18 protein-coding genes are annotated in these 17,747 nt (G+C 68.0%); 6 read left to right on the top strand and 12 right to left on the bottom strand.

From position 1 onward, the window contains the following. Positions 1 to 216 precede the first annotated feature (216 nt). The 5 genes from pheS to pyk form a co-directional block, all read right to left on the bottom strand. The gene (pheS, locus tag EOW66_RS02350) at positions 217 to 1,299 is read right to left on the bottom strand and encodes a phenylalanine--tRNA ligase subunit alpha (RefSeq protein ID WP_128154510.1); all 1,083 of its coding nucleotides are present in this window, start codon (positions 1,297 to 1,299) and stop codon (positions 217 to 219) included. Between the two features lie 131 nt (positions 1,300 to 1,430). Beyond that, a complete protein-coding gene (rplT, locus tag EOW66_RS02355) occupies positions 1,431 to 1,796 on the bottom strand; it encodes a 50S ribosomal protein L20 (protein ID WP_113899239.1) in 366 nt (121 codons plus the stop codon). A 15-nt stretch (positions 1,797 to 1,811) separates the two neighbouring features. Next, on the bottom strand, positions 1,812 to 2,012 hold the full coding sequence (rpmI, locus tag EOW66_RS02360) for a 50S ribosomal protein L35 (RefSeq protein ID WP_113899238.1): 201 nt from the start codon (positions 2,010 to 2,012) through the stop codon (positions 1,812 to 1,814). 145 nt (positions 2,013 to 2,157) lie between these two features. Beyond that, entirely contained in the window at positions 2,158 to 2,385 is a 228-nt protein-coding gene (locus EOW66_RS02365; protein WP_239017470.1) for a hypothetical protein, read from the bottom strand. Positions 2,386 to 2,416: 31 nt separating this feature from the next. Next, positions 2,417 to 3,862 (bottom strand): pyruvate kinase, encoded by a 1,446-nt coding sequence (pyk, locus tag EOW66_RS02370; protein ID WP_128154512.1) that lies wholly within the window; start codon positions 3,860 to 3,862, stop codon positions 2,417 to 2,419. A gap of 132 nt (positions 3,863 to 3,994) precedes the next feature. On the opposite strand from pyk, the gene EOW66_RS02375 reads away from it, so the two are divergent. The 3 genes from EOW66_RS02375 to EOW66_RS02385 all read left to right on the top strand — a co-directional run bounded on the left by EOW66_RS02375 (position 3,995) and on the right by EOW66_RS02385 (position 9,137). Continuing rightward, the gene (locus EOW66_RS02375; RefSeq protein ID WP_128154513.1) at positions 3,995 to 4,735 is read left to right on the top strand and encodes an N-formylglutamate amidohydrolase; all 741 of its coding nucleotides are present in this window, start codon (positions 3,995 to 3,997) and stop codon (positions 4,733 to 4,735) included. 153 nt (positions 4,736 to 4,888) lie between these two features. Continuing rightward, positions 4,889 to 8,608, top strand: coding sequence for a calcium-binding protein (locus EOW66_RS02380; RefSeq protein WP_128154514.1), 3,720 nt, complete (start codon positions 4,889 to 4,891; stop codon positions 8,606 to 8,608). 112 nt (positions 8,609 to 8,720) lie between these two features. Continuing rightward, a complete protein-coding gene (locus tag EOW66_RS02385) occupies positions 8,721 to 9,137 on the top strand; it encodes a hypothetical protein (RefSeq protein ID WP_128154516.1) in 417 nt (138 codons plus the stop codon). Between the two features lie 62 nt (positions 9,138 to 9,199). Here EOW66_RS02385 and EOW66_RS02390 read toward each other — a convergent pair whose 3' ends face one another. From EOW66_RS02390 to dgcN, 3 genes are all read right to left on the bottom strand, one after another. Next, positions 9,200 to 10,060, bottom strand: coding sequence for a D-amino-acid transaminase (locus EOW66_RS02390; protein WP_128154517.1), 861 nt, complete (start codon positions 10,058 to 10,060; stop codon positions 9,200 to 9,202). Positions 10,061 to 10,073: 13 nt separating this feature from the next. Continuing rightward, positions 10,074 to 11,036: an N-acetyl-D-Glu racemase DgcA gene (dgcA, locus tag EOW66_RS02395; protein WP_128154519.1), complete on the bottom strand. Its 963-nt coding sequence runs from the start codon at positions 11,034 to 11,036 to the stop codon at positions 10,074 to 10,076. A gap of 71 nt (positions 11,037 to 11,107) precedes the next feature. Beyond that, entirely contained in the window at positions 11,108 to 12,115 is a 1,008-nt protein-coding gene (dgcN, locus tag EOW66_RS02400; RefSeq protein ID WP_128154521.1) for an N-acetyltransferase DgcN, read from the bottom strand. A 276-nt stretch (positions 12,116 to 12,391) separates the two neighbouring features. On the opposite strand from dgcN, the gene EOW66_RS02405 reads away from it, so the two are divergent. Further along, positions 12,392 to 13,348 (top strand): L-malyl-CoA/beta-methylmalyl-CoA lyase, encoded by a 957-nt coding sequence (locus EOW66_RS02405; protein WP_128154523.1) that lies wholly within the window; start codon positions 12,392 to 12,394, stop codon positions 13,346 to 13,348. A gap of 132 nt (positions 13,349 to 13,480) precedes the next feature. On the opposite strand, the gene EOW66_RS02410 is transcribed toward EOW66_RS02405, so the two are convergent. Further along, a complete protein-coding gene (locus EOW66_RS02410) occupies positions 13,481 to 13,945 on the bottom strand; it encodes an AraC family transcriptional regulator (protein ID WP_164880996.1) in 465 nt (154 codons plus the stop codon). 140 nt (positions 13,946 to 14,085) lie between these two features. On the opposite strand from EOW66_RS02410, the gene EOW66_RS02415 reads away from it, so the two are divergent. Continuing rightward, a complete protein-coding gene (locus EOW66_RS02415) occupies positions 14,086 to 15,048 on the top strand; it encodes an acetyl-CoA carboxylase carboxyltransferase subunit alpha (protein WP_113899228.1) in 963 nt (320 codons plus the stop codon). Further along, entirely contained in the window at positions 15,045 to 15,359 is a 315-nt protein-coding gene (locus tag EOW66_RS02420; RefSeq protein WP_128154526.1) for a DMT family transporter, read from the top strand. The genes EOW66_RS02415 and EOW66_RS02420 overlap by 4 nt, the downstream gene beginning before the upstream one ends. Before the next feature lie 19 nt (positions 15,360 to 15,378). Here EOW66_RS02420 and EOW66_RS02425 read toward each other — a convergent pair whose 3' ends face one another. Genes EOW66_RS02425 through EOW66_RS02435 form a run of 3 tightly spaced genes read right to left on the bottom strand, consistent with a single transcriptional unit; the run spans position 15,379 to position 17,731 of the window. Beyond that, positions 15,379 to 16,167, bottom strand: coding sequence for a lysophospholipid acyltransferase family protein (locus EOW66_RS02425; RefSeq protein ID WP_239017472.1), 789 nt, complete (start codon positions 16,165 to 16,167; stop codon positions 15,379 to 15,381). Beyond that, positions 16,167 to 17,060, bottom strand: a complete 894-nt coding sequence (locus tag EOW66_RS02430) for a cell division protein FtsX (protein WP_164880997.1) — start codon at positions 17,058 to 17,060, stop codon at positions 16,167 to 16,169. Before EOW66_RS02430 ends, EOW66_RS02425 begins: the two co-directional genes overlap by 1 nt. Further along, positions 17,060 to 17,731, bottom strand: coding sequence for a cell division ATP-binding protein FtsE (locus EOW66_RS02435; RefSeq protein WP_128154529.1), 672 nt, complete (start codon positions 17,729 to 17,731; stop codon positions 17,060 to 17,062). Before EOW66_RS02435 ends, EOW66_RS02430 begins: the two co-directional genes overlap by 1 nt. Between the last annotated feature and the right edge of the window lie 16 nt (positions 17,732 to 17,747).

Consider the following 17,747-nt stretch of genomic DNA (forward strand, 5'->3'; position numbering starts at 1 on the left):
CGAATGCGACCATCAGGATGCCCCCCACCAGCATGAACAACGCGATCACGACATGGAGTGGGGTCACCGGGAACGACGTGTAGTATGGATCGAACAGGTAGGGCCAAAACATCAGGAAGACCGCAAGGCCTAATGCCATGGGAAGGATCATCGCTATGCCCAATGCGACTCTTCCGAGCGCGGCAAGCAGGGACAACAGAGATCCCTCCCCCTGTTTCACTTACTCAGCCCCCCGAACACCGTCGGCAGATCGAGCGGCGCGAAGCCGTAGTGCTTCAGCCAGCGCAGGTCGCTCTCGAAGAAGGCGCGCAGGTCGGGGATGCCGTATTTCAGCATCGCGATGCGGTCGATGCCCATGCCGAAGGCAAAGCCCTGCCACTCGTTCGGGTCGATCCCGCCCGCCGCCAGAACCTTCGGCTGCATCATCCCCGAGCCGAGGATCTCAAGCCAGCTGTCGCCCTCGCCGATCTTCAGCTGACCACCTTCCCACGAGCAGCGGATGTCGACCTCGGCCGAGGGCTCGGTGAAGGGGAAATGCGAGGCGCGGAAGCGCAGCTCGACATTCGGCACCTCGAAGAAGGCCTTGCAGAACTCCTCGAGCGTCCATTTCAGGTTCGCCATCGAGATGTCGCGGCCGATCGCCATGCCCTCGACCTGATGGAACATCGGCGCGTGGGTCTGGTCCATGTCCATGCGGTAGACGCGGCCCGGCGCGATCACGCGAATGGGCGCGCCTTTCGCCTCCATCGCGCGGATCTGCACCGGCGAGGTATGGGTGCGCAGCACATGCGGCGGGCGCGCATCGGCCGGGTCGCGCGCCATGAAGAAGGTGTCGAACTCCTGCCGGGCCGGATGCTCGGGCGGGATGTTCAGCGCGTCGAAATTGTACCAGTCGCTTTCGATCTGCGGCCCCTCGGCGACGTCGAAGCCCATGTCGGCGAAGATCGCCGTGACCTCGTCCATCACCTGGCTGACCGGGTGGATCGTGCCCGCGGGCCGCGGCCGGCCGGGCAGCGTGACGTCAAGCCACTCGGCCGACAGCCGCGCGTCCAGCGCGGCATCGGCGAGCGCCGCCTTCTTCGCCCGCAGCGCGGCGTCGATCTCGGATTTCAGCACGTTCAGCGCGGCGCCGGTGGTCTGCCGCTCCTCGGGGCTCATCTGCCCGAGTTCGCGCATCTTCAGGCTGATCTCGCCCTTCTTGCCGAGCGCCGCAAGCCGCAGCTCCTCAAGCGCGGCCTCGTCGCCGGCCTGCGCGATGCCCCCGAGATATTTCGCCTTGAGCTCGTCGAGCGCGTTCATCTGTTCTCTCCTGGCTGGTCGGAGCCCGTGCTAAGCGTGCGCCGGCCCGATTTCAAGCGCGTGAAACGAAAAACCCCGCGCACGGCGAAGCGCCGGCGCGGGGTTCGAAATGCAATCCCGGGATCGGGAGATTACGCAGCCGCGGCAGCCTTCGCCTGTTCGACGATGGCACCAAAGGCTTCCGGCTCGTGGATGGCGAGATCGGCGAGGACCTTGCGGTCGACCTCGATGCCGGCCTTGGCGAGCAGGTTGATGAAGCGCGAGTAGGTCATCTCGGCATCGAACGCGCGCACGGCGGCGTTGATGCGCTGGATCCACAGCGCGCGGAAGTTGCGCTTGCGCTGCTTGCGGTCACGGGTGGCGTACTGGTTCGCCTTGTCGACCGCCTGGGTCGCCGTGCGGAAGTTGCGCGAACGGGCCGAGTAGTAGCCCTTGGCCTTGTTCAGGACCTTCTTGTGCGAGGCGTGGGTGACCTTGCCGGATTTGACGCGGGACATTGTTCAGGCCTCCGTTCAGCGGTTGTAGGGCATGTATTTTTTGACGATCTTCGCGTCCGAGTCGGACAGGATCATCGTGCCCGCGCTGTCGCGGATGAACTTGGTCGTGCGCTTGATCATGCCGTGGCGCTTGCCGGCCGGGCCAGCAATGACCTTGCCGGTCGCGGTGAATTTGAACCGCTTCTTGGCAGCGGATTTGGTCTTCATCTTGGGCATTTCCGTCTCCTCTAGTCGAGAGTGAACGTGCGACTCGGCATGCCACTTCGGCCGGCCGCACGGTGGTCAGGAGGCGGCTGATAGGGCCTCGCCGCCAGTTTGGCAAGAGCAAATCCGCCCGTTCCGTCGCGCCCGGCGTCCGGGCTCAGTGCAGCAGCCGCGCCAGCACCCGGGCAAAGGCCGCGGGGATCTGCGTCGGGCTGTAGCCCGTGGGCCGTTGCAGCACCGCCGCGACGATCAGCACCCCGCCAAGCGCCAGTGCCACGGCCGCCGCCCGCGGCGGCCGGCTTTCGGAAAAGGCCGAGACGGCCGCGGGAATGGCAAAGGCCGCGATCAGCAGCCCTCCCACCAGCAGAAAGTCACTGTCGATCATCGCCCCACCCCGCAGCCGGCCTGCGCTCAGGCTATTCCGGGTCGGTGCGGAAGATCAATCGCTCGTCGCAGGGCGCGACACGCAGGATGTTGGTGGTGCCCTGCACGTTGAAGGGCACGCCCGCGATCACCACGATCTGGTTGCTCTCGTCGGCAAAGCCATAGTCGCGCGCCGCGCGGGCAGCATTGACCACCGCCATCTTGAAGCGCTCGACCTCCTCGCAACGCACCGCATGCACGCCCCAGAACAGGCACAGCTTGCGCAGCGTCGCCGGCAGCGGCGACAGCGCGATGATCGGCACCCGCGGCCGTTCGCGGGCGCTGAGCGATACCGTCTTGCCCGATTGCGTGTAGCAGCAGATCGCCGAGATGTCGGTGGCCTCGGCAATCTCGCGCGCCGCCGCGACGATGCCGTCGGCGATGGTCTGGCGCGTCACCAGCCGCGAGGCCTCGATCACCTCGCGATAGGTCGGATCGCTCTCGACCGAGCGCGCCACCGCGTTCATCGTCGCCACCGCCTCGACCGGATAGCGCCCGGCGGCGGATTCGGCGCTCAGCATGATCGCGTCGGCGCCCTCGTAGATCGCCGTCGCCACGTCCGAGACCTCGGCGCGGGTGGGCATCGGGCTTTCGATCATGCTTTCCAGCATCTGCGTCGCGACGATCACCGGCTTTGCCGCGGCGCGGCACTTGCGCACCAGCCGCTTCTGGATCGGCGGCACCGCCTCGACCGGCAGCTCGACGCCAAGATCGCCGCGCGCCACCATGATCCCGTCCGAGACCTTGAGGATCTCGTCGAAGGCCTTCTCGGCCGCGGGTTTCTCGATCTTCGAAAGCACCGCCGCGCGGCCCTTCGCCAGCGTCCGCGCCTCAATCACGTCCTCGGGGCGCTGCACGAAGCTGAGCGCCAGCCAGTCGACGCCAAGCGCGCAGGCGAATTCCAGATCCTTGCGGTCCTTGTCGGAGAGCGCGGCGAGCGGCAGCACCACGTCGGGCACGTTCACGCCCTTGCGATTCGAGATCGTGCCGCCCACCGTCACCGTGCACTCGGCGAAATCGGCGCCGCAGGCCTCGACCCGCATCCGGATCTTGCCGTCGTTCACCAGAAGCCGGGTGCCGGGCACCAGCGCCGCGAAGATCTCGGGATGCGGCAGGCAGACGCGGTGGCCGTCGCCCTCGGTCGGGTCGAGGTCGAAGCGGAAGCGCTCGCCCTCCTCCAGATCGGCCGCCCCGGCGGCAAAGGTGCCGACGCGCAGCTTCGGCCCCTGCAGGTCGGCCAGCACCGCGACCGGGCGGCCGGTGTCGGCCTCGATCTGGCGGATGATGTCGAAGCGCGCGCGCTGCTCGTCATGCGTGCCGTGGCTCATGTTCAGCCGGAACACGTCGGCGCCCGCCTCGAACAGCGCGCGAATGGTCTTGTAATCAGAAGATGCGGGGCCAAGCGTTGCCACGATCTTGACGTTGCGAAGGCGTCTCATCCGTCCTCGATCCTGTTGTTTCAGTCGGTTGGCGGGCCGCGCCCAGCTATGGAACAAAAACCGGCAGGGGGCAACTGGCCCTGCCCGCCCGGCTGGCGTAAACCTGTCGTGACCGAAAGAGACGACGAACACATGACGCATCCTGCCTACGAGATCATCGGCGCCGAAAGACCTGCGCGCTGGCTTGTCACCGTGGACCACGCCACGAACCGCGTGCCCGACTGGGTGAACGGCGGCGCCCTTGGCATCGCGCCCGCCGACATGGCGCGCCACATCGCCTGGGACGTGGGCGCGCTTGGCCTCGGGCAGGCGCTGGCCGAGCGGCTGGATGCCGCGCTCATCCACAGCGATTTCTCGCGCCTTGTCATCGACCCGAACCGTGGCGAGGACGACCCGACGCTGGTGATGCAGCTTTACGACGGCACGATCGTCCCGGCGAACCGCGCGATTTCGGAGGCGGCGGTCGAGGAACGGCTTGCCCGCCTGCACCGCCCCTATCACGCCGCGCTCGAGGCGCTGGCCGCGCGCCGCCCCGACACCGCGATCTGCGCGATCCACTCCTTCACCCCGCAGCTGCGCGGCCATGCGCCGCGGCCGTGGGAAGTGGGGGTGCTGTCCTCGCACAAGGACCGCCGCCTTGCCGTGCCGCTGATCGCCGCACTGGCCGCCGCAGGCATCTGCGTGGGCGACAACGAGCCCTATGACGGCCATCTCGACGGCGATTCGATCGACCGTCACGCCCTCGCTCCCGGCCGGCCGAACGTGCTGATCGAGTTGCGCAACGATCTGATCGCCGGGGCCGCGGGCCAGCAGGCCTGGGCCACGCGGCTTGCCCCGGTGCTGGCGCAGGTGCTGGCGGAAAGCGGCCTCTGACTCCGCCCCGCGCGGGAAACAATATCCGCAACCGCCGCGCGATTGTCCGACCCGACGTTACGGCTTCACCATTTTTTTACTGTTCTTCTTGACCTCGTCCGCGATCCCGCGACATTGAAACCAATCACTGTTTTCACCTGAGGTATTTTCACCATGGATATGTTGTGGCTTTTCGCACTTTTGCCGCTCGGTCTTGCCGGGGCCGCGTTCAGCGGTTTCGGGGATGATGACGACAACACCCATGACGATGCCAGCGAAGAGCACAGCGGCCAGCGCCTCACCGGCACCTCGGGTCCGGACCTGCTCACGGGCGGCGATGGCAATGACACGATCATGGGCGGCGGCGGCAATGACCGCGGTGTCTCGGAACTCGACAGCATCATCGACGGGGTCACCTCGCTCGACGACATGACCGGCGCGCTGCACGATGCCGGTGTCTTCGGCCTTGACGGTGGCGCAGGCGACGACAGCCTGAACGGCGGCACCGGCGGCGACGCGCTGATCGGCGGCGCGGGCAACGATACGCTGGCGGGCAATGTCGGCGACGACCTGCTCGCCGACGATTCGGGGCAGGACACGCTGCTGGGCGGTTCGGGCGACGACGGGCTGATCGCGCTCGACACCATGGCGGGGGCGGCCGACCTGCTCGACGGCGGCGCGGGCGACGACCTGATGCTTGGCGACGATGGCGACACGATGACCGGCGGCGACGGCGAAGACGGCTTCGGCATCGTCTGGAGCCCGGGCGACGCCCCGGTCACGATCACCGATTTCACCCGCGACGACATGGTCGAGGTCGTGGTCGACGGCTTCGACCCGGAACGGGACAGCTTCCTGATGGACAGCCTCGAGGGCGGCGTCGGGCTTTACGTCAACGACGCGCTGGTCGGCACGCTCGAAGGCACCACACTCGACGATCTGCACTCCAACGACTCGATCTTCCTGACCGACTCCGCGACGGGTGACCAGTACGGCGCCGAGGCCGCCACGAAAGCGCCCGACACCCCGGACGAGACGGCCCCCGGAGAGGAGACCACGGATCCGGCCGACCCCATCGGTCAACACCTCACCGGCACCTCGGGCCCGGACATGCTCACGGGCGGCGATGGCAATGACACGATCATGGGCGGCGGCGGCAATGACCGCGGTGTCTCGGAACTCGACAGCATCATCGACGGGGTCACCTCGCTCGACGACATGACCGGCGCGCTGCACGAGGCCGGTGTCTTCGGCCTTGATGGTGGCGCGGGCGACGACAGCCTGAACGGGGGCGTTGGCAGCGACGCGCTGATCGGCGGCGCGGGCAACGATACGCTGGCGGGCAATGTCGGCGACGACCTGCTCGCCGACGATTCGGGGCAGGACACGCTGCTGGGCGGTTCGGGCGACGACTGGCTGATCGCGCTCGACACCGTGGCGGGGGCGGCCGACCTGCTCGACGGCGGCGCGGGCGACGACCTGCTGTTTGGCGACGATGGCGACACGATGACCGGCGGCGACGGCGAAGACGGTTTCGGCATCGTCTGGGCCCCGGGCGACGCCCCGGTCACGATCACCGATTTCACCCACCACGACATGATCGAGGTCATGGTCGACGGCTTCGACCCCGCGCAGGACAGCTTCCTGATGGGCAGCCTCGAGGGTGGTGGCGTCGGGCTTTACGTCAACGACGCGCTGGTCGGCACGCTCGAAGGCACCACACTCGACGAACTGCACGACAGCGATGCGATCTTCCTGACCGACTCCGCGACGGGCTATCAGTATGGGGTGGCGGACTTGGCACAGACCGCCAACGGCGCGGATGCCAGCCTCGCGGCACGAAGCCCGGACACCGCGGGCCACGTGATCCTCGGAACCAATGGCGCCGACGCGCTCGAGGCCGGCAACGCCGGCGACACGTTGTCGGGCTTTGCCGGCCCCGACACGCTGACCGGCGGCGCGGGCGACGACCGGCTCTCGGGCGGTAATGGCTTCGACCTGCTTACCGGCAACGACGGCGACGACACGCTGAGCGGCGAGATGGGCAACGACACGCTGAGCGGCGGCGCCGGGCAAGACAGCCTGAGCGGCGGCTCGGGCGATGATGTGCTGGCGGGCGAGGCGGGCAACGACACGCTGGTGGGCTGGGACGGCAACGACGCGCTGGCAGGCGGCACGGGCAATGATGCGCTCGACGGCAGCCACGGCGCCGACACGCTCTCGGGCGGCGAGGGCGACGACACGCTCCTTGGCGGCGGCGAGGCCGACAGCCTTTCGGGCGACGACGGCAACGACCGGCTGAGCGGCGGCGACGGTTCCGACACGCTTTCGGGCGGCACCGGCGACGACACGCTCTTCGGCAATGCCGGCAACGACCGCATCGCGTCGAACCGATATCATCAGTGGAACAGCGACGGGCTCGGGAGCCAGTGGCAGCTCGACCTGGCCATCAAGTACGACGACGTCTTCGGCCTGCGGGGCGGCGAAGGCAACGACAGCCTTGACGGCGGCACCGGCGACGATGCGCTGATGGGCGAGGCCGGCAACGACACGCTCGCCGGCAATGTCGGAAACGACCTGCTCTTTGACAACCTTGGCGAAAACACGCTGCTGGGCGGATCGGGCAATGACACGCTGGTCAGCAATGACAACGAGGGCGGCCAGCCCGACCTGCTCGACGGCGGCCGGGGCAGCGACTTTCTCATGGGCGACGACGGCGACACGATGACCGGCGGTGACGACGGCAGGCAGGACACGTTCCAGATCCTGTGGGAGCCGGGCGACACCCCGGTCACCATCACCGATTTCGCTGGCAGGGACCGGGTTGTTATCCTGTACGAGAACTTCGACCATGATGCGGGCAGCTTCTGGATGGAGCGCTCGGGCGAGTCGGACGTGACGCTGATGATCGACGGCGAGCCGGCCGCGACGCTGTCGAATGTCGATCTCGACGCGCTCGACGGCACCACCGCGATCCTTGTCGAGAACTCCTGGCATCGTGCGATTCCGCCCAGCCTGTCGCCCGATGTCCTGCGCGGCGAATACATCGTCGGGCGCGAGGGCTGGGACCAGCTCTGGTCGCGCTCGATGCGCGGCGACACGCTGGTCGGCCTTGGCGGCGACGACGCGCTGACCAGCCATGCCGGCAGCGACCTGCTGTTGGGCGGCACCGGCGAGGACACGCTCACCGGCAACGGCGGCGCGGACACGCTTGAGGGTGCATGGGGCAACGACGTGCTCGACGGAGGCGATGGCGATGACCTGCTCCTTGGCGGCGACGGCTTCGACACGCTCCTTGGCGGCGCCGGCAACGACAACCTGAGCGGCAATGGCTGGAGCGACAGCCTGGACGGCGGCGCAGGCGATGACACGCTCTATGGCAAGTCTGGCGACGACACGCTCACCGACAGCGAAGGCCGCAACCTGCTGGTCGGGAACTGGGGCGACGACACGCTGAGCGCGCTTGATGACGTCTCGGGCGCGCCCGACACGCTGATCGGCGGCGACGACCGGGATGTGATGATCGGCGACGACGGCGACGTGATGTCGAGCGGTTCGCGGCTGAACGGCGTCGCGGTGCACGACGGTGCCGACGACCTCTTCATCGTCGACTGGAACGAGGGCGACGCACCGGTCGAGATTCAGCTGTTCTCCTGGAGCGACGGGTCGAGATATGCCGAGCAGGACGAGATCCGGATCTCGGTGCCGAACTTCGACCCCGCGCAGGACAGCTTCCAGATGGACAGCATCGAGGGCGGTGTCGGGCTGTTCGTGAACGACGCACTCGTCGCGCGGCTTGCCGGCTGCACACTCGATACGCTGCGCGATTGCAACACGATCGTGGTCGCCGACGAGACCAGCGGCAGCAGCTACGGCATCGAGGTCGCCGCCTAGCCAGACGGCTGACGATCCGGCGCGCGGCCCCTAACGGGGCCGGCGCCGGCGCGAAAGTCTTGCGCCGCGCCCACGCCGGGGGCAGGCTTTGACAAAGGCTGCGGAGGCCCGGATGATTGTGCTGCTCCTGCTGTTCTTCGCCCTCGGCGCCACGCTTGCGCTGCTGACTTGGGCCGAACTCTCGTCCGGCCGGCGCGACACGCCGCCGCCGTCTGCCGGCGCCCCTGCCCCGGCCGACGCACCAAAGACCGGGGCGCGGGAGACGGGCCTCGCCCGGATCACTGCCGGACCTGCCGATCCCGAGGCGGAAGACGGCCCGCCGGGCGCCGCCCTGACCCGCGTGCGCGGCTTCGCCCCGGGCGATCTGCTCGAGCTCGAACTCGACATCCCCGCCCCCGCCGCCGACGAGATCCGCTTCGAGCAGGCCGGCCCGCACGCCCGGGTGCTGATCGCGGGCGCCCCGGTGCTGCTGATCGAGGACACCGAGGCCGCCAGCCTGACCCCGGCGATCTTCCGCTTCCGCAGCTGACCCCCGAAACGAAAAGGCCCCGGCCGAAGCCGGGGCCCTGATCGGCGCCAGTCGGGGAAAGATCAGATCCCGACCTTGCGGCTTTCCTCGATGTAGATCTCGCGCAGCCGCTGCGACACCCGGCCGGGGGTGCCGTCACCGAGGCTCACGCCATCCACCTCGACGATCGGCATCACGAAGGCCGAGGCCGAGGTGTAGAAGGCCTCGTCGGCCGCCTGCGCCTCTTCGATGGTGAAGGGGCGTTCCTCGATCTCCAGCTGCGCCTCGCGCGCCATCTTCAGCACCGAGCCGCGGGTGATCCCGTGCAGGATGTCGTTCGACAGGTTGCGGGTGATGATCTTGTTACCCTTGACGATGTAGCAGTTATTCGACGAGCCCTCGGTGACGAAGCCGTCCTCGACGAACCAGGCATCGTCCTTGCCGGCCTTCTCGGCCATCATCTTCGCCATCGAGGCCCAGAGCAGCTGCACGGTCTTGATGTCGCGGCGGTGCCAGCGCAGGTCGGGCACCGAGATCACCTTGATGCCGGTCAGCGCGTGCGGGTCGTTCGCCAGGCCCGGCTTCGACTGGGTGTAAAGAACCACGGTCGCGGGCGTACCGGCCGGCGGGAAGTGGAAGTCGCGGTCGCCCGCATTGCCGCGCGTCACCTGCAGGTAGACGCCGCCGTCGGTGACGCCGTTCAGCTCGACGAGCTTGCGGTGGATCGCCAGCCATTCCTCGCGGCTGATGTCGCAGGTCATCTCGAGCTCGCGCAGCGAACGCTCGAGACGGGTCATGTGGCCCTCGAACTCGATCAGCTTGCCGTCGAGGACGCAGGTCACCTCGTAGACGGCATCGCCCATGACGAAACCACGGTCGAAGATCGAGACCATGGCCTCTTCCTCGGGCAGATACTGGCCATTCAGATAGACGGTGCGGCTCATGCAGATCTCCTTCTCAGCCCCACAGGCCCGGTTCGGGCGGGAAAACGCGGCCTGCGTCGTAACACAGCGGCGTGTCGCGGTCTTCGGCCAGAAGCAGCGGCCCGTCAAGGTCAACAACCTCCGCCCCTTGCGCAACCAGCACCGCGGGCGCCATCGCGAGGCTCGATCCGACCATGCAGCCGACCATCACCCGATAGCCCTCGGCCCGGGCCAGATCGCGCAGCGCCAGCGCCTCGGTCAGCCCGCCGGTCTTGTCGAGCTTGATGTTGACCATGTCGTATTTGCCCTTGAGATGGGCAAGGCTCGCGCGGTCATGGCAGCTCTCGTCGGCGCAGACCGGCACCGGGCGGGTCAGGCCGATCAGCGCCTCGTCGGCCGCAGCCGGCAGCGGCTGTTCGACCAGCGCGACGCCAAGCCGCACGAGATGCGGCGCCAGATCGGCATAGACCTCGGCGCTCCAGCCCTCGTTCGCATCGACGATGATCGTCGAGCCGGGCGCCCCCGCCCGCACCGCCTCGAGCCGCGGCATGTCGTCGGGCGTGCCGAGCTTGATCTTCAGAAGCGGCCGCGCGGCATTCTTCGCCGCCGCCGCCCGCATCCGCTCGGGTGTGTCGAGCGAGAGCGTGTAGGCGGTGGTCAGCGGCCCGGGCGCGGCAAGGCCCGCAAGCTGCCACACCCGCTTGCCCGCGGCCTTCGCCTCGAGATCCCACAGCGCGCAGTCGACGGCATTGCGCGCGGCCCCCGGCGGCAAAGCGTCCTGCAGCTCGGCACGGGTGATCGCGGCCGGCAGCGCCTCGATCTGCGCGGTCACCGTTTCAAGGCTTTCGCCATAGCGCGCATAGGGCACGCATTCGCCCCAGCCGGTCAGGCCATTGCGCTCGATCCGCACCGTCAGCACCTTCGCTTCGGTGCGGCTGCCGCGCGAGATGGTGAAAACCTCGGCCAGGCGGAACACGTCCGCGGTCACGGAAATCATCCCGTCCCCCCCTTTTTTCTTGGCAAAAATACTCCCGCCGGAGGCCCCGGCCCCCGGCGGGTGTCACCGTCTCAGATCGCGGCGAGCGCGTCCACGAGCTTTTCCGCACCGAAGCGGAAGGGGTCGGTGGCGGGCAGCCCCATCTCGGCCTCGAGCCCGGCGAGATAGGCCTTCGCCTCGTCCTCGGCCATGTGCTGGGTGTTGACCGAGATGCCGACGACCACGCAGGCCGGGTTCGCCACGCGGGCGAGCGTCAGCGCCACGTCGCGCAGCGCCTCGAGCGAGGGCAGCGTATAGCCCGGCAGGCCGCGCATGTGCGGCCGCGTCGGCTCGTGGCACAGCACCAGCGCATCGGGCTGGCCGCCATGCACCAGCGCCATCGTCACCCCGGAATAGCTCACATGGAACAGGCTGCCCTGCCCCTCGATCAGATCCCAGTGACCGGCGTCATTGTCGGGGGTCAGATATTCGACCGAGCCCGCCATGAAATCGGCGATCACCGCATCGAGCGGCACGCCATCGCCGGTGATCAGGATCCCGGTCTGGCCGGTGGCGCGGAAATCGGCGGCGATGCCGCGGGCGCGCATCTCCTTCTCGATGCAGAGCGCGGTATACATCTTGCCGACCGAGCAATCGGTGCCGACGGCCAGCATCCGCTTGCCCGTGCGCTTCACGCCATTCGCGATCGGATAGGCGACCGAGGGCACACGCACGTCATGCAGGGTGCGGCCACAGGCCTGCGCCACGGCAACAAGCTCGGGCTCGTCGCGCAGCAGGTTGTGCAGGCCCGAGGCCAGATCGAAGCCCTCTTCCAGCGCCGCGACCAGCACCTTCTTCCACGCGGGCGAGATGATGCCGCCACGGTTCGCCACGCCGATCACCAGCGTCTTGCAGCCCGCGGCCTTCGCCGTCGCCAGGTTCATGTCCGGCAGGCCCATATCGGCCTTGCAGCCTTCCATCCGGTACTGGCCCACGGCGAATTCCGGACGCCAGTCCTTGATGCCCTGCGCCACCTTGGCGGCAAGCTGGTCGGGCGCGTCGCCCAGGAAAAGAAGATAGGGGGTCTCGATCTGCGCCATGGGTTCCTCGGCCGTGCTGATGGGGTGTTTGGCGAAAGATTACCGCGACCGCAGCGGATTTCCTGAGAAACATGCGCCGTGATCGCGGAGGACATCGCAGATTCTTCGACACTTTGATGATTTCATCGAAGAAAGATGCAAGTTTTCTTTCTGCCGCGAAATTCATCACCACGATCGGGCCTCGATTCTGCGATTGCGAAACAAGGCTTGCAAGCAAGTGCGCAAGATTATATCCCGGCGACAACAAAACTCGTAACATACTTGCCGAGAGGTGCCATGAGCTTCCGCGTCCAGCCGCCTGCCCCCGCCCGTCCCAACCGCTGCCAGCTTTTCGGACCCGGCTCGCGCCCGGCGATCTTCGAGAAGATGGCGAAATCGGCCGCGGACGTGATCAACCTCGACCTCGAGGATTCGGTCGCCCCCGACGACAAGGCGCAGGCCCGGCGCAACATCATCGCCGCCTCGCATGACATCGACTGGGGCAGCAAGTATCTGTCGGTGCGGATCAACGGCCTCGACACCCCCTATTGGTATCGCGACGTGGTCGAGCTGCTGGAAGAGGGCTCCGAGCGCATCGACCAGATCATGATCCCGAAGGTGGGCTGCGCCGCCGACGTCTATGCCGTCGACGCGCTGGTCACCGCGATCGAGGCCGCGAAGGGCCGCAAGAAGCGGATCTCGCTCGAGGTCATCATCGAGACCGCCGCCGGCATCGCCCATGTCGAGGAAATCGCCGCCTCGAGCCCGCGGCTGCAGGCGATGAGCCTTGGCGCCGCCGACTTCGCCGCCTCGATGGGGATGGCGACGACCGGCATCGGCGGCACGCAGGAAAACTACTACATGATCCGCGAAGGCGCGAAATACTGGTCGGACCCGTGGCACTGGGCGCAGACCGCGATCGTCGCCGCCTGCCGCACCCATGGCATCCTGCCGGTCGACGGCCCGTTCGGCGATTTCTCCGACGACGAGGGCTTCCGGGCGCAGGCGCTGCGCTCGGCCACGCTCGGCATGGTCGGCAAATGGGCGATCCATCCGAAACAGGTCGCGCTCGCCAACGAGGTCTTCACCCCGTCCGAGGCCGCAGTGACCGAAGCGCGCGAAATCCTCGCCGCGATGGAGAAAGCCAAGGCCGAAGGCGCCGGGGCGACCGTCTACAAGGGCCGTCTTGTCGATATTGCTTCGATCCGGCAGGCGGAAGTTATTGTCAGACAGGCCGAAATGATGAAAGCTTGAGCACTGTGAAAACGATTCGCCGACGCGAATCGGTCTGGATCCCGGAGCGGTGGGGAGGGGAGGCCCCGCCTGCATGAGGGAAACAGGGGCGCCCCGATCCCAGGATCGGGGCGTTTTCCTTTTCCGCCTCTCTCAGACCAGCGGCAGCCGCACCTCGGTCAGCAGCTCGGCCGGCGGCGTGTCGCGCGGATCGTTCAGATAGACCTCGTAGGGCGCAGGCGCGGCCGCCGTCTCGCCCGACACCGCGAGCCAGTCCTCGATGAAACGCCGCCCGGTCTCGGGCAGCTGATCACAGGGACCGCGCAGCAGCATGACCGCATAGCGCCCTGCCGGATAACGGATTTCCTCGAACGGCGGGCGCAGCGCGAAGGCCTCGGTGACCAGCACGCAGGCATGGGCGCGCAGGTCGGCCTCGGGCGTGCGGCGCGGGTTGTCATGGCCGACGGCAGCGGCGCGGCGCACCTGCGCCCAATCCCCGGGGCCAAGCAGATCGCGCAGCCGCTCGAAGCTGCTGCCAAGTTTGCGGTAGTCGCCCCGGTGCAGCACTCCCGCCAGCCGCACCGCGCCCAGTTCCCGAACCGAAATCTCGTGGCCCATCGGATCCGCTCCTTCACCCGTGCCGGATCCTCCCCGCCCCAGCATGCCACCCGCCGCGCCCGCCGTCACCTTCCCCCGGCGTCAGTTGCAATTCCCGTGCCGCGCCGGCATATAGTCGGCAGCACTGACGGAGGGTTTCGATGACCACCTATCTCGAGTTCGAAAAGCCGCTCGCGGAAATCGAGGGCAAGGCCGAGGAGCTGCGGGCACTCGCGCGCGCCAACGAAGAGATGGATGTCGAGAAAGAGGCCGCCGCGCTCGACAAGAAGGCGGCGCAGCTGCTCAAGGACCTCTACAAGGATCTGAGCCCCTGGCGGAAGACCCAGGTCGCGCGCCATCCCGACCGGCCGCATTGCAAGGATTACATCGAGGCGCTGTTCACCGAATACACGCCGCTCGCCGGCGACCGCAACTTTGCCGACGATCACGCGATCATGGGCGGGCTGGCGCGTTTCAACGATGCGCCGGTGATGGTGATCGGCCATGAGAAGGGCCACGACACCGCAAGCCGGATCGAGCGCAACTTCGGCATGGCCCGCCCCGAGGGCTATCGCAAGGCGATCCGGCTGATGGACCTGGCCGACCGCTTCCGGCTGCCGGTGATCACCCTCGTCGACACCCCCGGCGCCTATCCGGGCAAGGGCGCGGAAGAGCGCGGCCAGGCCGAGGCAATCGCCCGCTCGACCGAGAAATGCCTGCAGATCGGCGTGCCGCTGGTCTCGGTCATCATCGGCGAGGGCGGTTCGGGCGGCGCGGTGGCCTTCGCCACGGCGAACCGGATCGCGATGCTCGAGCATTCCGTCTATTCGGTGATCTCGCCCGAGGGCTGCGCCTCGATCCTGTGGAAGGATGCCGAGAAGATGCGCGAGGCGGCCGAGGCGCTGCGCCTGACCGCGCAGGACCTGAAGAAGCTTGCGGTGATCGACCGGATCATCAAGGAGCCGCTCGGCGGCGCACAGCGCGACCGCGCCGCCACGATCGCCGCGGTCGGCTCGGAAATCGCGCTGATGCTCGACGAGATGAAGGGCAAGAAGCCGGCCGAGCTGATCAAGGACCGCCGCAAGAAGTTCCTCGACATGGGCTCGAAGGGCCTCGCTGCGTGACCCCCTGGCTCACCCTCGCCATCGCCGGCCTGCTCGAGGTGGTCTGGGCGGTCGGGCTGAAATACTCCGAGGGTTTCACCCGGCTGGTGCCCTCGGTGGTCACCGTGGTGACGGTGGTGATCAGCTTCCTGATGCTGGCGAATGCGATGCGCGCGCTGCCGGTCGGCACCGCCTATGCGGTCTGGAGCGGCATCGGCGCGCTTGGCACGATGATCTATGCAGCGATGTTCTTCACCGAGCCGCTGAACCTGATGCACGGGCTGGGTGTGGTGCTGATCGTCGCCGGCATCGCCGCGCTGAAGATCGCCTGAGCCGTCCGGCTCCGGCGCCTCAGCGCTGCCCCGCCGGCGTCGCGACAAACCCCGCTTCGGCCATCAGCGCGTCCGACGTCCCTTCGACCTCCGCCTCGATCCGCTCCATCAGCGGATGCAGCGCCATCCCCGGCGCGATCGCCGGCAGGTATTCGACGACGCCCCTGCCCGAGCGGATCGGGAAGCCGCGCTTCGACCAGAACAGCCCGACATTGGTCGCCACCGGCACCACCGAAAGCCCCGTCGTCTCGTAGAGCGCGCCGATGCCCGGCTTGTAGCGCCGCTTCTCGCCCGGCTTCACCCGTGTGCCCTCGGGGTAGACGATGAGCTGGCCGAGCCCCTCGCCCTGCTGCCGCGCCGTCACCTCGGACAGCATCACCTTCATCGCCTCCGATCCCTTCGAGCGGTCGATCGGGATGCAGCCCGCCTTCCAGGCGAACCAGCCCATGATCGGCACGCGCAGGATCTGCTTCTTCATGATGAAGGCGCGCTCGGGCGCATGGCGGGCGATGATCAGGATGTCGAAGAAGCTCTGGTGCTTGGCGCCGATGATGCAGTCACCCACGGGCGGTTGCCCGCGGATCTCGTAGCTCAGGCCAAGATCGACCTTCGCCGCCCAGAGCAGCGACCGGCACCAGACCGAGGCGACCCGGTGCACGCCGCTGCGGCCATACCACGGCACCTGGAAGATCACCCCCCACAGGCCCAGCACCAGCGTCACCAGCGCGATATGGAGGTAGAAGAAGACCGAGCGCAGATAGGTGAACCAGGTCACCTTGCCCGGGCGCATCGTCTCTGCCGCCGCCATCAGCGCACCTCCTTCAGCATGCGGAAGGCCGCATGGCGGGTCGCGGCGAAGGCGACAAGGGCTGCCAGCGGCGGAATGAAGAGCGGCCAGAGCCAGCCCCAGCCGGTAAAGCCGAGCCCGGTGAGAAAGCCGCCGGCCTCGTCGGTCGCGGGCAGAAGCGCGATGGCGATCATCGCGACCACGGTGCCCGCGGCGGCGCCGGTCAGCCCGCGCAGGGTGAAACGGCGCACGAAGGCCTGGGCGATGAAGGCATCGCGCGCACCGACCAGCCGCAAGGTGCGGATCACCTGCCCGTTCGCGGCGAGCGCCGCCTGCGCGGCCAGGGTGATCATCCCCGCCATCGCGCCGCCGATCAGGATCATCGAGAGCCAGCCCAGAAACCGCAGCCGCCCCGCCGCCGCGACCAGCGGCCGGCGCCAGCGGGTGTGGTCGTCGAGCACCGCGCCGGGCGCCTCGGCCGCAAGCCGCAGCCGCAGCCCCTCGGTATCCATGCCCTGCGCGGTCTCGGTCAGCTCGATCAGCTTCGGCAGCGGCAGGCTGTCGACCGGCAGATCGGGCCCGAACCAGGGATCGAGCAGCTTCTTCATCTCGGCGTCATCGAGGGCGCGATAGCTTGCCACCCCCGGCGTCGTGGCGAGCGCGTCGAGCACGGCCTTGGTCTGCGCCTCGATCTGCTCGGGCGGGGCCGAGATCCGGATCGTGGCCGAGCGCGCCAGCGCCTCCGACCAGCGATCGGCAAGGCGGCCGGAGGCAAGCGACAGCGCCAGCGCGAAGACGGCGAGGAAGGCCATCGCCGCCGAGGTCAGCACGGTCAGGTTGGCCGTGTGCCCCGAGGGCGGCACGACGCGGTCGGTGGCGCTCATGTCGGCGCGGAACATCGTCAGTCGCATCATCACAGGTCCGCCCCCGCCAGATGCAGCCGCCGGTTCGCGATCCGCAGCACCCGCGCCGAGACCTGCGCCTTCGCCTGGCGGATCAGGTTCAGGTCATGCGTCGCGATCACCACGGTCTTGCCCATCCGGTTCAGCTCGACGAGCAGCGACAGCAGCCGCAGCGACATCTCCCAGTCGAGGTTGCCGGTCGGCTCGTCGGCGATGATCACCTCGGGCGACATCATCACCGCACGGGCGAGCGCCGCCCGCTGCCGCTCGCCGCCCGAGAGCTGCGGCGGCAGGGCGCCCGCCTGTGCGCGCAGCCCGACCCAGGTCAGCAGCTCGCGCAGCTCGGCGCCGTCGACCGAGCGCCCGGTCACGGTCAGCGGCAGCGCGACGTTCTCGGCCACCGGCAGGTGGTCGAGGAACTGGCAGTCCTGATGCACGACGCCGATCTTCTGCCGCACATGGGCGATGTCGTCGCGCGTCATCATGCGCACATCCTGCCCGAACAGGTTCAGATAGCCCGCCGTGGGCAGCATCTCGGCGTAGCACAGCTTGAGAAAGCTGGTCTTGCCCGCCCCGGACGGCCCGGTGAGAAAATGGAACGATCCGGGCACCAGCTTCAGCGTCATCTCGGCGACGAGCTCGCTCCCGCCGTAGCCCATGGCGACATTTTGCAGCTCGATCACTGCACGGCCCCTTCAT

This window comes from Paenirhodobacter huangdaonensis, from assembly GCF_004022465.1.
GTDB classification, from domain to species: Bacteria; Pseudomonadota; Alphaproteobacteria; order Rhodobacterales; family Rhodobacteraceae; genus Rhodobacter; species Rhodobacter huangdaonensis.

Coding starts and splice junctions, on each gene's coding strand:
- pheS (WP_128154510.1), bottom strand. CDS start 1,299: ATGAACGCGCTCGACGAGCTCAAGGCGAAATATCTCGGGGGCATCGCG.
- rplT (WP_113899239.1), bottom strand. CDS start 1,796: ATGTCCCGCGTCAAATCCGGCAAGGTCACCCACGCCTCGCACAAGAAG.
- rpmI (WP_113899238.1), bottom strand. CDS start 2,012: ATGCCCAAGATGAAGACCAAATCCGCTGCCAAGAAGCGGTTCAAATTC.
- EOW66_RS02365 (WP_239017470.1), bottom strand. CDS start 2,385: ATGATCGACAGTGACTTTCTGCTGGTGGGAGGGCTGCTGATCGCGGCC.
- pyk (WP_128154512.1), bottom strand. CDS start 3,862: ATGAGACGCCTTCGCAACGTCAAGATCGTGGCAACGCTTGGCCCCGCA.
- EOW66_RS02375 (WP_128154513.1), top strand. CDS start 3,995: ATGACGCATCCTGCCTACGAGATCATCGGCGCCGAAAGACCTGCGCGC.
- EOW66_RS02380 (WP_128154514.1), top strand. CDS start 4,889: ATGGATATGTTGTGGCTTTTCGCACTTTTGCCGCTCGGTCTTGCCGGG.
- EOW66_RS02385 (WP_128154516.1), top strand. CDS start 8,721: ATGATTGTGCTGCTCCTGCTGTTCTTCGCCCTCGGCGCCACGCTTGCG.
- EOW66_RS02390 (WP_128154517.1), bottom strand. CDS start 10,060: ATGAGCCGCACCGTCTATCTGAATGGCCAGTATCTGCCCGAGGAAGAG.
- dgcA (WP_128154519.1), bottom strand. CDS start 11,036: ATGATTTCCGTGACCGCGGACGTGTTCCGCCTGGCCGAGGTTTTCACC.
- dgcN (WP_128154521.1), bottom strand. CDS start 12,115: ATGGCGCAGATCGAGACCCCCTATCTTCTTTTCCTGGGCGACGCGCCC.
- EOW66_RS02405 (WP_128154523.1), top strand. CDS start 12,392: ATGAGCTTCCGCGTCCAGCCGCCTGCCCCCGCCCGTCCCAACCGCTGC.
- EOW66_RS02410 (WP_164880996.1), bottom strand. CDS start 13,945: ATGGGCCACGAGATTTCGGTTCGGGAACTGGGCGCGGTGCGGCTGGCG.
- EOW66_RS02415 (WP_113899228.1), top strand. CDS start 14,086: ATGACCACCTATCTCGAGTTCGAAAAGCCGCTCGCGGAAATCGAGGGC.
- EOW66_RS02425 (WP_239017472.1), bottom strand. CDS start 16,167: ATGGCGGCGGCAGAGACGATGCGCCCGGGCAAGGTGACCTGGTTCACC.
- EOW66_RS02430 (WP_164880997.1), bottom strand. CDS start 17,060: ATGATGCGACTGACGATGTTCCGCGCCGACATGAGCGCCACCGACCGC.